We start from the raw sequence: 15,105 nt of genomic DNA on the forward strand, positions 1-15,105 counted from the left end.
GCAATAGGCAATGGTTGTCATGCTTTTTCTCCCTTTAGAATAGTTTCCTGTTCTTTCGCAAATAAAGAACAGCCGAGTCCTGCCAGAAGCAGAACAACCGTAGCAACGAGGGCGTACTGATAAGAAAGGATCTCTGAAAAGTAGCGACCAGACACGGTTAATGTCGTCGCTACAAGTGCAATTCCTACTGCTGCTCCAACGCGGTTAAGCGTATTGTATAGCGTTGTCGCCTTGCTCATCTGACTTTTTGCTACATGATGAAAGGCCGAAAGTTGCGAACCGATTACACTATGTCCTAAACATATCCCGACTGCAAACATCAATCCGCGTAACAGCCAAGGATTTGCTGAAGGACCAATGATGGCGATACAGCAGAAAATCATTACTGTACCGATCAAACCGAGACGTACTGTATGCAGCATTCCGAAACGCTTGGATGTTCGAGGCAGTAATTTGGATGCGACCATCAGTCCAAGTGCCTCGGTAAACGTAATAAGTGAGCTTTCCAGAGCAGAAGCTGAGTACGCGTACTGATACATGAGCGGGAACAGATACAGCATCCCCATCAAGGCGCCCATGGAACACATCGCGACGAGACTCGATGAAAGGAAAAGCGGTTGTTCATACAGACGCACATCCAGCAGCGGCTCTTTTATTTTTCGTTCATATACATAAAACCGGCTTAATAAAAATACACCGACAATCGCACAAAAGACGACCGTAATGGAAACACCGTCTGATGCAATAAGGCTCAGAGTGAGCATTAACAGCGGCAACCCGAGTGCAATGAGCAGATAGCCTTTCGTATCAAACGGTGCTTTAAAAATCTCAAATTCCGTTAAGGCAAAAAGTCCGATCAGGACGATGATGATACCAAACGGAATATTAATGAAGAACGCCCAGTTCCATGATAAATACTCCGAAAACAGTCCACCCACTAAGGGGCCAATCGCCGGTGCAAAGGCGATAGGCAATACTAATGAACGCGACAGATTTTGTCTTTCCGGTGGAGAAAATGTCCGAAACAGCAGTGTCATGCTGACGGGTGTAATGATTCCTCCTGCCAGTCCCTGCAGCACGCGCGCTAAAATAAGGGCCTGCAAGCTTCCCGCCAATCCGCAAAGAAGAGAGGCGAGTGTAAATAGACTGACAGAGAGTACATACATTCTTTTTACGCCGTACCGATTGCTTAAATAGCCGGCAGCAGGCAATGCAACAGCGATGCTGACAAGGTAGCCGATATTAATGCCGTTCGTTGCCCCCGGCGTTACACCGAATTCAACGGCAATTGTAGGAAGTAGCACATTGACAATCGTTCCGTCGATTGAAACCATGAACATCGCCACAACATAGAGGGCGATGATGACTGCTCGCTGTGCTTTCATCCCAAAACACTACGCAGACTTTTAGGTCTCATATCCAGCCAATTTTCTTCTATATAGAGTTGGCATAATGGTTTTAACGCAGGGCCATATACGACCTCCCATCCGGCAGGGACAGGAATGACTGCTGGCCATACAGAGTGCTGTTCTTCCGAATTTCGCAAAACGTAAAATTCACGATCTTCTTGTTCAAAAGGGTTAGACATACATTTTTTTCTCCTTTACTAAGTACTTGACTAATGTTTGACCGACTTCATTCAATGGGATGGATTGACACATATCTTTATGGCGACAGGCAATATCAATCTGTGTAAGCTCTCCTTTGATATACGGATTCCACGAAGTAACATCAACGTCCGGGATCCAATATGGCACAAGTGTAGATTTATAAAATAAAGCATCGCCATTATACGTTTCTTGCTGATGATTTTTCAGTAACTGAATCGAGTTTTTATAAACTTCTTTTAAGCGCAGAAAGGTCGATTCATCTAATGTTGCAATCGCGCTGCCCTCTGCTTTTAGAGCATCTATTACATATTCCTGTGTCACTTCATCTTCTATATCAGGTTCATACCCGGCTAGGGCAAGAAGTGCCACGAGTGCCTCCTGTTCTTCCGTCAGCTTCACTGGCGGGGTGAATGTGAACGGGTAGGCATCCATAATGCATAGAAGCGACAGTTCCTCTCCTTGGCGTTCCAGCTGGACAGCCATTTCCTGTACGACATTTCCGCCAAGTGACCATCCGAGTAGACGATAAGGTCCTTTTGGTTGAATTTCTTTGATGGCTTCAATATAGCCGAGCGCCATTTCAGTTAAAGAACCCGGAAGTTCACAGTCTTCGGCAATCCCTTTTGCTTGAATGCCGTATAGGGCAAACTCCGGCGGCAGATTTTTTAGCAATCCTGCATAGCACCAACTTAACCCACCAGCAGGATGGACAGCAAAAATCGGTTGCTCCCCGCTGCGTAACGACAGTACGGTGTTCAATGCCTGTGATTCTTTTCCTTTTTGCAGAATATGTGCGAGTCCGGATATAGTAGGTGCTTCAAACAAATGCCCGATTGCCAGCTCTTTCCCGAATGCCACTCGAATGCGTCCGATCAGATGTACGGCTAGTAACGAGTGGCCGCCAAGTTCGAAAAAGCTGTCCTCTGTGCCGACCTGTGGCAGATTCAGTACTTCGCAGAACAGTTCACAAAGCAATGTTTCCTGCGGTGTTTTCGGCAATACAAGTTCCTGCAATGTAATAACAGGAGCAGGGAGCTGCTTCGTATCCAGTTTTCCGTTTGCTGTAAGCGGCATTTGCTCCAGGCAAGTACAGCTTGAAGGAACCATATAGACCGGTAGCGAACGGGAGACGAAATCTTTCAACATTTGCTCGGTTACGTCCGTGCCTTGCTCCGGAACATAGTAGGCAGCCAAGCGGACATCTTCTTTTCGATCTTCTCTCGCAATGACAGCTGCCTGTGCGATTTGCGGATGATTCAGAAGCACTTGTTCAATCTCGCCAAGCTCAATGCGGAAACCGCGTATTTTCACTTGGTGATCAATGCGTCCGATATAGTCCAGTTCGCCATTTTTCGTCCAGCGAGCCAGATCGCCTGTACGGTACATCCGGCTTCCCGGAGGTCCATACGGGTTGGCGATAAAACGTTCTGCCGTTAAGGAAGCGCGGTTTAAATAGCCTTGTGCCAAGCCTTCGCCAGAAACATACATTTCGCCGACAACACCGGGAGGAACAGGTTTTAACTGCCCATCAAGGACATAAATATTTAAATCAGGAATCGCCGTGCCGATCAGACTATTCGCCTGTGACTGGCTCAGTTCTTCATTTACACTTAAGTAGCTGACATGGACAGTTGTTTCGGTAATGCCGTACATATTCACAAGGGTAGGTGCATCTTCCGGATGTCGGTCATACCATTCCTGTAAACGCGTCAGGTTAAGTGCCTCCCCGCCAAACACAATGTAGCGTAGTGCCAGTTGTCCGGACAGTTCGGGATGCTCTTTATCAACGGTCATGAGCTGATAGAAGGCAGATGGTGTCTGGTTCAGCACCGTAATTTTCTTGTCTGCAAGCAATGTCAAAAAGTCGGTAGGTGAGCGGCTGACATTGTACGGTATGATTACGAGCTCACCGCCATATAACAGGGCACCCCATATTTCCCATACGGAAAAGTCAAAGGCATAGGAATGGAACAGCGACCAGCGATCTTCTTCGTTAAAATGAAACCATTCATCTGTTGCATCAAGTAAGCGGATAACGTTCTGGTTCGGAATAACCACACCTTTTGGTCGGCCAGTTGAACCGGAAGTATAGATAACATAGGCCGGATTCATTGGATGATTGTTATGATTTGTATTTTCACCAGGGAATGAAGTAAGTGAAACCTCCTCCATTACAAGCACTTCCAACACAGATGTCGCTTCTGCAGACGGCTTCAGGTCTTCTGTAGTGATTAAACAGCTCGGGTTTGAATCGTTTAAAATATAGTCAATTCGGTCTTGCGGATAAACCGGATCAATCGGCACATAGGCAGCGCCGGCTTTTAAAACGGCTAAAATGCTGACAATCATATCGGTTGAACGCGGCATTAACAGTGCGACAAATGTTTGGGATGTAACGCCTTTTTCGAGTAAAAGATGTGCTAACTGGTTCGCTTTACGGTTCAATTCGGTATAAGTAAGCTCTTCGTTTTCGTCACTGACAGCAATTCGTTCGGCATGCATTTCCACAATCGCTTCGAATTGTTCGGCAATCGTTTTTGGCTTACTTACATGGCCTTTCGGATTCCAGTCAAGCAGAATTTGTTCCTGTTCCTGTTCCAACAGCACATTCAATTCTGAAATGGCCGGATTATGCAACGCCTGCTGCAGGACGATTACATAGCGTTCCATAAGAGCGGTAACTGTTTTTGCTTCATATAAATCTGTTCGGAATTCCACCTGTACTTCGATACCATTAGGCTGCTCGGCTAGATATACCTCCCGCATTTCGATATTCAAATCGAATTTCGGCTGCCCAACCGTATGCAGCTGAATGTCGGCATTTTGGCCTTCCATTACAAGTGATGGCTGAGGCGTGTTCTGTAAGGCGAACATAATCTGGAAAATCGGATGCTGTGAAGGGACACGAGTCGGTTTTAATGTTTCGACAATATGATCGAAAGGAACATATTGGTGCTCCATTGCCTCAATCGAGGTTTGTTTTACGCGTTCCATTAATTTTGTGAAACGAGGGTCCCCGGAAGTATCCGTCCGTATCGCAACCGTATTGATGAACATACCGACATTTGCCAGCAGTTCTTCCTGATCACGGCCCGCCATTGGACTACCGAGAATCAGATCTTCCCCTGCACCGAGCTTTGTCATGAGGGCCAAGAATCCGCTTTGTAGCACCATGTAAAGAGTTGCCTGTTCATCTTTTGCAAGCTGCTGCAATTGTCTGTGAAGCGCGGAATCGATTGTAAACGTCAAAGTTTCGCTAGTCGGTTTCACCTGCAATTGACGCTTTCCATCCCGGACAAGCTCAATTTCATCCGGAACATGCTTCAGTTTTTCCTTCCAATAAGTAATGTTGTCGTCTGTATAAACACCGTGCGTTTGCTGCCAAACCGCAAAGTCATGGTATTGAATCGTTAACGGCTCTAGCTCATGGCCTTCATAGGCAAGCTGCAGATCTTCAGTGAATGTTGCAAGTGACCAGCCATCCGCACTAATATGGTGGAAAACAACGACCAATGTGTTCAAATTGATGAGCGTTACACGGAAGCCGGGTTCCTGTTTCAAATCAAACGCATAGCGCGTGCACGCATTAATTTGAGCCGGCACCTCTTCGGGGCTTACTTCCTCAATCAGCACTTTCGGCGTATCCTCAACGATTTTCTGATAGGGCACCCCATCCACTGCAGGATAAACTGTACGTAAAATGGCATGTTTTTCTACCACTTTACCAATGGCTTTAATCAGTTTTAATACATCAATCGGCTGATCAAATGTATAAACAAGCGGAATATTATAAGAAGCACTTGATTCCTCCAGCTGCTGTATAAACCATAAACTGCGCTGTGCATGCGATAAAGGAATTTTTTCAACTTGCTGTCTGTCGATTACAGCGAGCGTCTTTTTCTTTGCTTTATCCACTGCTTGTGCCAGCTCTTTTACAGTAGGCTGATTGAAAATGACGGAGATCGATAAATCGATAGCAAATGTTTTCCGTAATGCCAATAGTAGCTCGGTTGCTAGCAGGGAATGCCCTCCTAGCTGGAAGAAGTTTTCATCAATTCCCACTGATTTGAGATTCAAAATATTTCCAAAGAATGTACAAATCGTTTCTTCGGTACGCGTTGTCGGTTTCACTTTTGCAATAATCGAAACATGAGGCTGCGGCAGCTCTTTCCGGTCGACTTTTCCGTTATTCGTTAATGGAAAGGTCTTCATGAAAACAAAATGAGCAGGTACCATATAATCCGGCAAACGTTCTCCAAGCTGCAGTCTGCATTGTTCCTCTGATTCATTCCCAACTACATAGGCTACGATTCGTTTATGACCCGGCTGATCTTCACGGATCATCACAACGGCTTGTTCAATTGAAGTGAATTCTTCAAGCGCATTTTCGATTTCACCTAATTCAATACGGAAGCCGCGAATTTTGACTTGGTGGTCGGCCCGGCTAACATAATGAAGGCTGCCATCCTCCTGCCACACAACTAGATCGCCAGTCCGGTACATGCGTTTTCCGGATGCAAATGGATGTGCAACAAAACGTTCTGCCGTTAAGGTTGGACGATTATGATAACAGCGCGCCAGTCCGTCACCAGCAATATACAATTCCCCAACGACACCAATCGGAACGGGCTGCAGCATGGTATCGAGCACATAAATATCTGTCCGGTCGATTGCATTCCCTAATGAAGGAGTATCTTGCGGGCGAATTTCCGTGCAAGTTGACCAGATTGTTGTTTCGGTAGGTCCATACATATTGTGAACGGTTGCTCCTGCTTCCAGTAGTGCCTGCGCAAGGCTTTTTGAAAGTGCTTCACCACCGACAAGTACAGTAAGTCCTTTCAGCGCATCTTTTGCGTACTGTACCATCATCTGCCAAACAGTCGGTGTTGCCTGCATGATGGAAATGTTTTGCTGCTCGATCAGCGACTGCATCACAACTGGATCCTGTACCTGTTCTTTTGTCGCCAGATGAATCGATGCCCCGTACAGCAGCGGTAAATAAAGCTCCAATGCCGAAATATCAAAAGAAATCGTTGTAATCGCCAGTAAATTGTCCTTTTCAGATAATGTAAATTGATGCTGCATCGCTTGTAAAAAGTTAACCAGGCTTGGCATTTCAACGACGACACCTTTTGGATTTCCCGTAGATCCAGACGTATAAATCATATAAGCTGTTTGTCCAATACAATTAGCAATCGGTTCGTAAATTTGCTTCGAAGGGTGTAACGGCACAATCGATGTTCCTTCTGCAATAAATGAAACCTCACCATTTACGAGCACAATTTTAGGACGAGCATCCTCAATCATATAAAGTAGCCGTTCTGCCGGATAAGCAGGATCCATCGGAATATAGGCAGCACCAACCTTGAAGCAGGCAAGCATCGTTGCGACCATTTCAATCGAACGGTCCATGCAAATTCCGACAAAGTCTTCGAGCCCAATGTCATGCGCTTTCAGCTGATGCGCAATCCGACCGACAAGCAGATCCAGTTCGGCATAGGAAATAGATGTATCATTCATCTCAACAGCGGTTGCACCAGGCATATTTTCCATCTGTTTTTTGAATAATTTATATACAGTGGCATTTTTCAGCTCACTGACAGTACCTTGTTTTGCCTCAAACATTGCCGCTTCTTCTTGCAATAGTATCGGGAAGTTGAACAGTGGTGTGTCAGCTTGATCTACCAATAACTCAAGCAACTGTAGGAAACGTGCGGCATGACATTCCACTTCTGCCTGTTCATAAAGATCCGAGTTGGCTACAAGATCAAACTGCATTCCATTTGGCGTGCTATAGAAATTGAAAGAAATATCTTCAACAGGCCCTGTCACAACTTTCTTGTGCTCTACCTCGACATTTCCGAACAGATAGTTTTCATAAAAAGGCATGAAATTAATTTCCGGACCATACAGCTGATCATCGGTAGTCAGCCGCAAATCACGGCGCAGCTGTTCTTGACGGTACAACTGATGCTGCTTCATCTCCGTCATAAAGCTTTTCACATTTATACATAGCTGTTCAAAAGTTTCTTCAGTCGTAAACGTTGCACGCAAAGGCAAAACATTTACCCGTGTACTTGGTACGGACAGTGACTTATGACCAAAACGGTTCATCAACGGAATGCCGACAATCACATCCTCTGCCTGTGACATCCGTTTTGTGTAGGCAATAACTGCTGCGGTAACGACTTCCTGTATGTTGACGTGCAGCTGCTTACTGTATGTTTCTAATTTCATCCATGTAGTGGCAGAAAGGGAAGAGGGGTGTAAAATAATCTGTCCCATACGACCACTCTTTTTTTTGCTGAGCGAAATGACTTCGGTTCCTTGCATTTTGGATAACCAGTAGGCAGCGTCCGCCGTTGCCTTATCGGAAGTTCTGTACTTCACTTCCTGCTCTACCATCTGAACATAGTCACCAAACTGCTTTGTGAATGATTCATGATGAAGCAAAGCCGAATAGCGCTCGGAAATTTGCTGGAACAGTAACCGGAAACTATACGCATCACTGACAAGATGGTGAATGCGCAAATAAAGGAAATGTTCTTCGGCAGACACCGAAAATAAAATAGCGCGAACAAAGTTGTCCTTTGTTAAATCAAGCAATGTTTCGACATCTTCCTGCATATGTTGAAACGCTTCAGCCATTGAACACCTAATCTGTTCAGAATGAAATTGAACAGAAGAAGGAATCGTCTGGAAAAGTGAACCTTCTTCCTCTGAACATTGGATATGTAGTCCAACCGCGCTTTCAATTGTGGCATCGACTGCCTGTAACAGAAGGGTGGAATCCACCGGAGCCTGAATATGTAAGTACTCCGCTGTATTGTATAAATGGCTTTCCGTTAAATGGTGGGCATACCAAATCCCTGCAGCAGCTTCAGTTAAAGGGAAACGTAATTCAGCCATTCGACTCAACCTCCGTAATCTGCCATCGATTGTTTGATCAGACGATGCCATCCATAGATTGTTGGCTCATCGGCAAGCTGTATGAATGTAAGTGCAAAGCCTTTTTGGCGGAGTTCTTCAACGATCGTCATCATCGTGATGGAATCGATTCCGACATCCAGTAAATAATCTTCATCCGAAATCGTATCAATCGGTTCTGTCACATATTGAGCAACAAGTTCGCGCAGCTGTTCCATTGTAAAATCAGTTTGAGTTGTCATATTATCAACCTTCTTTTCTTAATATTCTGTATTTTAACGTTGTAATTGCTGTTCAAGTAAAAGGCGTAAATCCTTTTTCGAAACTTTGCCTAGATGGGTCAATGGGAATTTCTCTACAAATAAAATTTCATCCGGAATTTTATAAGTAGCCAGTCCGCGCTCACGCAAGAATGACTTCAGCTGGCGTTTCGTTACCTCCGTATTCCTTTGAATAATGAAGGCACAGCTTTTTTCACCCATATAGTAATCGGGCATCCCGACAATTGCCGCATCATGGACTGCTGGGTGGGCAAGCAGCATATTTTCAACTTCTTCCGCCGCAATTTTTTCCCCGCCGCGGTTAATTTGATCTTTTGCCCGGCCTTCTACGATTAAATAACCGCCTTCCGTGCATCGGACAATATCACCTGTCCGGTAAAAGCCATCTTTTGTGAACGCCTTTTCATTATGTTCGGGCGCTTTATAGTATCCTTGGATCGTATAAGGTCCGCGTGTCAACAGATGACCTGTTTCGCCAACCGGCAATTCCTGGTCTTCATCATCCACGATTTTCACCTCGTCATATGGGGACATCGGGCGACCTTGCGTATGAATGACAATTTCATCAGGATCATCCAATCGAGTGTAATTCACCAAACCTTCCGCCATACCGAATACTTGCTGCAGTTGACAATCAAATACAGGACGCACACGTTTCGCTGCTTCAGCACTGAATTTCGAGCCGCCGACAAGCATGACTTCCAAGCTCGATAAATCCTCCGTATGATTCGGCTTCATATCCAGCCAATGCAGGGCAAGGGACGGGACAAGCGGTACCATTGTCACACGGTGCTTTTCAATAAGCGGGAAAGCAACATCCGGACTAGGCGATGGACTTAAAACGATTTTACCGCCTGCATAAAGGACCCCTAATATCCCCGGGGAACTCATCGGATAATTATGAGAAACCGGTAGCACAACCAAAAATACCGTCTCTTCTGTCACCTGGCATTGTTCAACACTCAACTTAATCGTGTACATATACTCATCATGCGTTCTCGGAATCAGCTTGGAAATTCCTGTACTCCCGCCAGATAGCTGCAAAAATGCTACTTCGCTCCCTCTAACTTCAGGGAAATCGATAGATTGTGTACTGAATAATGAATCAAATGATACAAACTCCTGCGCCTCGCCAAGAACGATGACATGCTCCAGCGAATGAACTGCGTGCTGAACTTCTCGCGCAAGACCTCGGTAGTCAAATCCCCCAAAATGATCCATTACGATATAAGCTTTCGCTTCCGCAAATTCGCAGAAGTATCGAATCTCATTGGAACGGTGAGAGGGAAGTGAAAAGACAGGCAGTGCACCAATCTTAAATAGGGCAAATACAATTTCTACATACCCCGCCACATTCGGAAGCTGTACAACGACACGATCCTCTTTCTGAATCCCAAGCAGTAAAAGACCGGCTGCCAACTGGTCCACACGCTCATTAAGCTGTGCATATGTAAGTGATCGTTTACCATCCATAACCGCCACATTGTCAGCAAATAGTCGAGCACGATCTTCAAGCATCTGGCCGAAAGTTAAACCTACCCAACAACCAGACTCCCGATAAAACTCAGCTCGCTCAGCAGACCACGGTGTAAAACCATCTAACATGGGCTGAAACCTCCTATAATAAATCTTCAATAATCAACATATCAATAATGATATTGATAATCATTATCAATACACTGTAACGGCTATGCTACTCCTTAAACGATTACTCGTCAACAATTGATGGACAATTTGATTCAATTAGACCAATCGCTCTGGTTCTTTCGACTTTTTTTATATTAATTATTATGGACTTAAAGAGGGATCTGTAAAATACAGGAGGATCGTTACCTAAAAATTAGGAAAGTGTGTCATAAGCAAAGTGAACTGTAACCTTTTTGTAACTCTTTCCATAGGAGTTGGCTATATAATAAACCTATTCCAGAAAACGATTAAAGCCAGCGTTAGTTAGGGGTGCGTATGCACATGAGAAAATGCATTGGATGGATAACGATTTTAATAGTTACATTGCTTGCGGGCTGCGATCTTGTAAAATCTCCAAATGATTTAATTATTTCACCAGACCAGCAAGACGAACAGAAAAGGAAACTGGAACAACAGCTCAAGATATTGTTGCCACCCTCCAGTGAACTCGTCACACCGGTGCAAAGCCACAAAAATCAGTCCATTTTTATCGAGGATCTGGATGGTGACGGACAGCAAGAAGCCATTGTTTTATACAGAAATCCACAACAGAAATCGCAAGTTCATGTTGTTGTTTTACAAGAAGAAGATAATGAATGGCGGGAAGCGACGAAGGTTGAACCAAATGGGCAGGCAATCGATTATTTTGGACTTCATGACTTAGATAAAGACGGTGTAATGGAAGTAGTAGTCGGTTTAGGAGAAAGTGAGTTTGAAACGAAAAAACAGATGATGATTTATGTATGGCAGGACAGAAGCTTGAAAAAGACGGTCGAACGCAGTTATGAAGGGCTTGATATTTCAGATTATAATACTGATGAAAGATTGGAACTTCTTCTTGTGGACGGTGAAAGAAGAGCGTCGTATACCGCCGAATTATTTCACTACGAATTAGGGGATTTAGTCTCCCTATCTGCAGTTTCTTTAAACAGCTATGCATTTCATCAGCGGATGAAGAGCGGAAAGTTACATGACGGCAATCACGCATTATTTATCGATAGCGCAATTGGTGTGAACGCTATGCTAACTGAAATTATTGCTTATGACGGTACGAAATTGATAAAGGTAGGGGCTGAACAAGGAGATCTTCCACTTAAATCGCTGCCATTATACAGTACGGATATTAATGAAGACGACATAATGGAAGTCGGTGAAACCTATTTGCCGCAAAGGTGGGTTGAGGCAGATTCAACTGAAACCCCATATCTCGTGCGCTATGTCTCCTATTCAATCAACGGTACTTCTAAAAAAGTAACAGAAAGGGCTACCAACCTTGAACATACTTTTTATATAGATATTCCGGAAAAATGGCACGGAAAAGTGACCATTAAATCGATAGAAAACGGCATTCAACTTGTATCACTTGCAAACAATGATCTGCTGTATGAAGTGAAATGGGCGAATAAAGAAACACCCAATTCCGCTCAAACAATATTAGAAGAAACGAAAGACACGATTTATTATTCTACAATAGAAGAAAACCCGGATTTTCCTGTTGAAGCATTTCATTTGGAACAATACGAGTTTTAAGCGAGGGCAAATATGACAAACATCCTAGTTGTTGAAGATGAACTATCCATTCGCAGTTTTGTCTCATTAAGTTTGAGAAAGAAAGGCTATGAAGTGATGGAAGCCGAATCAGGCGAACAGGCATTAGAGTTATTTCGAAATAGAAATTTCGATGTTGTTTTGCTCGATTTAATGTTGCCGGGAATCGATGGATTTACGGTCTGCCAGGAGATCAGGAAAGTGAATCAAAAGGTAGGCATCATCATGATTACAGCCAAAACACAAGAGAAGGATAAAATAGAGGGCCTTGTGATAGGGGCCGATGATTATTTATGTAAACCGTTTAGTCTACAGGAATTGGAAGTGAGAATTTTTTCGCTTATGCGGAGAATAAATGTCGGTGACGAGGCAGCATCCAAAATGACCGATTTACTGATTTCCGGGGACTTCAAAATGGATTTAAAAAACAACAAATTTTACAGTTCAGACGAAATAGTGAAGCTGACACCGACTGAATTCTCCCTGCTGCATTTTCTTATGGAGCATCCAAACGATTTGTTTACAAGGGATGAGTTATTGGATGCTGTATGGGGTGAAAATTATGTAGGCGAATTAAAAGTTGTGGATGTCAATATAAGACGGATTCGTCAGAAAATCGAAAAAGATCCTTCCTCCCCAATGTATTTATGTACAGAATGGGGACGCGGATACCTTTGGAAGGTTAACGAATGAAACGTAAAGTCATTCTTTATTTCATGATTATCATCATTTTGACGTTAACCCTCGTGATGACGGTATTTTGGGGCGCAATGACAAAGTATTATTACCAAGGAATCGCCAATACATTTCAACAACATGTTGAAGCGATACATCCCAGATGGGCAAATGAAATCGAGCTTACTTCCGACAGGATAAAAGATTTCGGTGACTTCGTTGTAAAAAGCTATGAGTTTGACGGTGCGGAACTGCAGCTGTTGAATCGTGACGGTGAAATGATCCAGTCTTCTACAGGGTTTTATGAAGACATCAGCTATACAGTGGATCCGAATCTCTTTTCTTCCTATAGCCCTTATTATGAAAAGGAGGAGCTTGAACAGACAGAAGAGAAAGTTTTGGCTATGTATATCCCGTTGCTGTTGGACGGCAAAGTGATAGGCGTACTTCGTTATACTACGTCATTAACAGAGACCAATCTTCTCATACAAAGCCTGTTAGGATACGGAATCTTGCTATGTTTCGGAGTTGCGGCAATTGTCTTTCTTGTAGCCCTTCAGCTTGCCCAGTCTATTGTGAAGCCCTTTAATGAAATCATTCAATTTACAGAAACAATGGCGAAAGGTCACTTCGAAAAAAGAATCAAGGAAGATTATCCGGCTGAATTAGGCGAAATGTCAAAAACACTGAATTATATGGCGGATGAGATTGTCAAAACGGACCAGTTAAAAAATGATTTCATCTCCTCAATTTCCCATGAACTTCGGACACCGCTGACAGGAATAAAAGGGTGGGCTGAAATGCTGGAGTCACCAGAAGGCTTAACGGAAAAAGAAATCAACTTTGGTTTACGGATGATCAACAGTGAATCTGATCGCCTCATAAAATTGGTGGAGGATCTTCTGAATTTCTCAAGATATGAGTCAAACCGCATTGAGCTACACCTGACAAAGTTTGCCTATGCGACACTGGTTGAAGAAGTAACATTACAGTTGCAAAGTAAAGCAAATGAAAAGAATATCCGCATGAAACTGAATAGTAACCCAGTTTCTATTTACGCCGATGAAGATAAAATCCGGCAAGTTTTATTGAATACACTCGAAAATGCGATTAAATTTTCGCCTCATAACAGAGAAATAGTTATTAATCAATATGAATCGAACGGGAAGGCGATTTGTATAATTCGGGATGAAGGAATTGGAATAAAGGAAGAACAACTACAGCATATTATGAATTCTTTTTATAAAGCCGATGTGAAATCCGTTGGTGCCGGACTTGGATTAGCGATTTCCCGTACGATCATTTTAAAGCACGGCGGGACAATCGAGGTGAATAGCGTATACGGAAAAGGTACAGAAGTTTTTATTGAATTGCCCTTAATTAGTAGCCTGTAATAGAGAGAGGGGAAACAACATGAAGAAATTAGTAGGAATGTTTACTGCTTGCTTATTGCTGGCCGGCTGCGGTACTGAAAGTGAGGAGCAAATAAAAGACAAAATCATCGTAGCTTTGGAAAATGAGGAATACGAAGAAGCATTAACATTGATTGAGGAAAATAGTTTAGCCGATGAAGAAACAAAGGTTTTGTCTGCACAACTTCAAGAATTCAATGAAGTAAAGGAAGCAAAGAGTCAGGCCGATTGGGACCGTGTTTTGGAAAAAGCACACTCACTGCTGGAAAATCCGGCATTGGACAACAATTTGAAAAAAGAGCTTGAAGGCATGATTGTAGAAGCCGAAACGGAAATTAATAAGAGCATCAGAGAAAGCTTTGAACAAAATTCCGCGAACGGGGACGAAGAAGGAAATCCCCCGCCTGGAGAACCCGAAGATCCATCTGTCAGCTTGAAGGAAAAGTACCTCGCTAAATTAGTGGATGTAGAAAAAAGTGTGAAAGAGTTTGATGAAATTTTTGATCAAGGGATACAAGTAGAAATGACAGCCGCAGAGGGAGAAATATTCTCGAAATGGGATATGCTATTAAATGAAATCTACGCAGATCTAAAGAAAACCTTGCCACCTAATGACATGAGCAAACTAAGAGAAGAGCAGCGTGACTGGCTGGAATATCGCGACGAAAAGGCAACAGAGGACGCATTACAATATAAAGGCGGATCAATGGAAACACTACAATATGTAAGCACTCAAGCACAGTTAACAAAAGAGCGATGCTATCAATTAGTCGATTTGTATATGAAATAGGACTGTAAGGTCAATTCCTTACAGTCTTTTTTGAGACTCCCCGGATGTTCTAATAAAACGTAAAATGTTCTAATATCCACGACAAAACTTCTAACTAAAATCCCACCCCCAATCGAATCAATTAATCGCCCATCGAAGGCAGTATAAAATATAAATTAACATTGATTCTTCAAATA

9 protein-coding genes are annotated in these 15,105 nt (G+C 43.5%); 4 read left to right on the plus strand and 5 right to left on the minus strand.

What is annotated here, in order from left to right:
• Window positions 1–17 precede the first annotated feature (17 nt).
• The 5 genes from AC6CH1_RS13625 to AC6CH1_RS13645 are packed head-to-tail and all read right to left on the minus strand — an operon-like array spanning window position 18 to window position 10,423.
• A complete protein-coding gene (locus AC6CH1_RS13625; protein WP_498318005.1) occupies window positions 18–1,385 on the minus strand; it encodes a DHA2 family efflux MFS transporter permease subunit in 1,368 nt (455 codons plus the stop codon).
• A complete protein-coding gene (locus AC6CH1_RS13630) occupies window positions 1,382–1,588 on the minus strand; it encodes an MbtH family protein (RefSeq protein WP_498318007.1) in 207 nt (68 codons plus the stop codon). Before AC6CH1_RS13630 ends, AC6CH1_RS13625 begins: the two co-directional genes overlap by 4 nt.
• The gene (locus AC6CH1_RS13635; protein WP_498318008.1) at window positions 1,581–8,519 is read right to left on the minus strand and encodes an amino acid adenylation domain-containing protein; all 6,939 of its coding nucleotides are present in this window, start codon (window positions 8,517–8,519) and stop codon (window positions 1,581–1,583) included. The genes AC6CH1_RS13630 and AC6CH1_RS13635 overlap by 8 nt, the downstream gene beginning before the upstream one ends.
• Before the next feature lie 5 nt (window positions 8,520–8,524).
• The gene (locus tag AC6CH1_RS13640; RefSeq protein WP_014822959.1) at window positions 8,525–8,779 is read right to left on the minus strand and encodes a phosphopantetheine-binding protein; all 255 of its coding nucleotides are present in this window, start codon (window positions 8,777–8,779) and stop codon (window positions 8,525–8,527) included.
• Window positions 8,780–8,812: 33 nt separating this feature from the next.
• The gene (locus tag AC6CH1_RS13645; protein WP_498318010.1) at window positions 8,813–10,423 is read right to left on the minus strand and encodes a (2,3-dihydroxybenzoyl)adenylate synthase; all 1,611 of its coding nucleotides are present in this window, start codon (window positions 10,421–10,423) and stop codon (window positions 8,813–8,815) included.
• A 363-nt stretch (window positions 10,424–10,786) separates the two neighbouring features.
• On the opposite strand from AC6CH1_RS13645, the gene AC6CH1_RS13650 reads away from it, so the two are divergent.
• From AC6CH1_RS13650 to AC6CH1_RS13665, 4 genes are read left to right on the plus strand one after another with little or no spacing between them, the layout of a single operon-like run.
• Window positions 10,787–12,034: an FG-GAP repeat domain-containing protein gene (locus tag AC6CH1_RS13650; protein ID WP_498318011.1), complete on the plus strand. Its 1,248-nt coding sequence runs from the start codon at window positions 10,787–10,789 to the stop codon at window positions 12,032–12,034.
• Window positions 12,035–12,046: 12 nt separating this feature from the next.
• A complete protein-coding gene (locus AC6CH1_RS13655) occupies window positions 12,047–12,745 on the plus strand; it encodes a response regulator transcription factor (RefSeq protein WP_498318013.1) in 699 nt (232 codons plus the stop codon).
• Window positions 12,742–14,121 (plus strand): HAMP domain-containing sensor histidine kinase, encoded by a 1,380-nt coding sequence (locus tag AC6CH1_RS13660; protein ID WP_498318015.1) that lies wholly within the window; start codon window positions 12,742–12,744, stop codon window positions 14,119–14,121. Before AC6CH1_RS13655 ends, AC6CH1_RS13660 begins: the two co-directional genes overlap by 4 nt.
• A gap of 19 nt (window positions 14,122–14,140) precedes the next feature.
• Window positions 14,141–14,929 carry a lysozyme inhibitor LprI family protein gene (locus AC6CH1_RS13665; protein ID WP_498318017.1) on the plus strand — a complete coding sequence of 263 codons (789 nt, stop codon included), beginning with the start codon at window positions 14,141–14,143 and terminating at the stop codon, window positions 14,927–14,929.
• Window positions 14,930–15,105 lie beyond the last annotated feature (176 nt).

The organism is Solibacillus sp. GQ1, assembly GCF_059758555.1.

What these genes read in the sequence shown, in the direction of transcription:
- AC6CH1_RS13625 (WP_498318005.1), bottom strand. Translation starts at nt 1,385, where the DNA reads ATGAAAGCACAGCGAGCAGTCATCATCGCCCTCTATGTTGTGGCGATG.
- AC6CH1_RS13630 (WP_498318007.1), bottom strand. Translation starts at nt 1,588, where the DNA reads ATGTCTAACCCTTTTGAACAAGAAGATCGTGAATTTTACGTTTTGCGA.
- AC6CH1_RS13635 (WP_498318008.1), bottom strand. Translation starts at nt 8,519, where the DNA reads ATGGCTGAATTACGTTTCCCTTTAACTGAAGCTGCTGCAGGGATTTGG.
- AC6CH1_RS13640 (WP_014822959.1), bottom strand. Translation starts at nt 8,779, where the DNA reads ATGACAACTCAAACTGATTTTACAATGGAACAGCTGCGCGAACTTGTT.
- AC6CH1_RS13645 (WP_498318010.1), bottom strand. Translation starts at nt 10,423, where the DNA reads ATGTTAGATGGTTTTACACCGTGGTCTGCTGAGCGAGCTGAGTTTTAT.
- AC6CH1_RS13650 (WP_498318011.1), top strand. Translation starts at nt 10,787, where the DNA reads ATGAGAAAATGCATTGGATGGATAACGATTTTAATAGTTACATTGCTT.
- AC6CH1_RS13655 (WP_498318013.1), top strand. Translation starts at nt 12,047, where the DNA reads ATGACAAACATCCTAGTTGTTGAAGATGAACTATCCATTCGCAGTTTT.
- AC6CH1_RS13660 (WP_498318015.1), top strand. Translation starts at nt 12,742, where the DNA reads ATGAAACGTAAAGTCATTCTTTATTTCATGATTATCATCATTTTGACG.
- AC6CH1_RS13665 (WP_498318017.1), top strand. Translation starts at nt 14,141, where the DNA reads ATGAAGAAATTAGTAGGAATGTTTACTGCTTGCTTATTGCTGGCCGGC.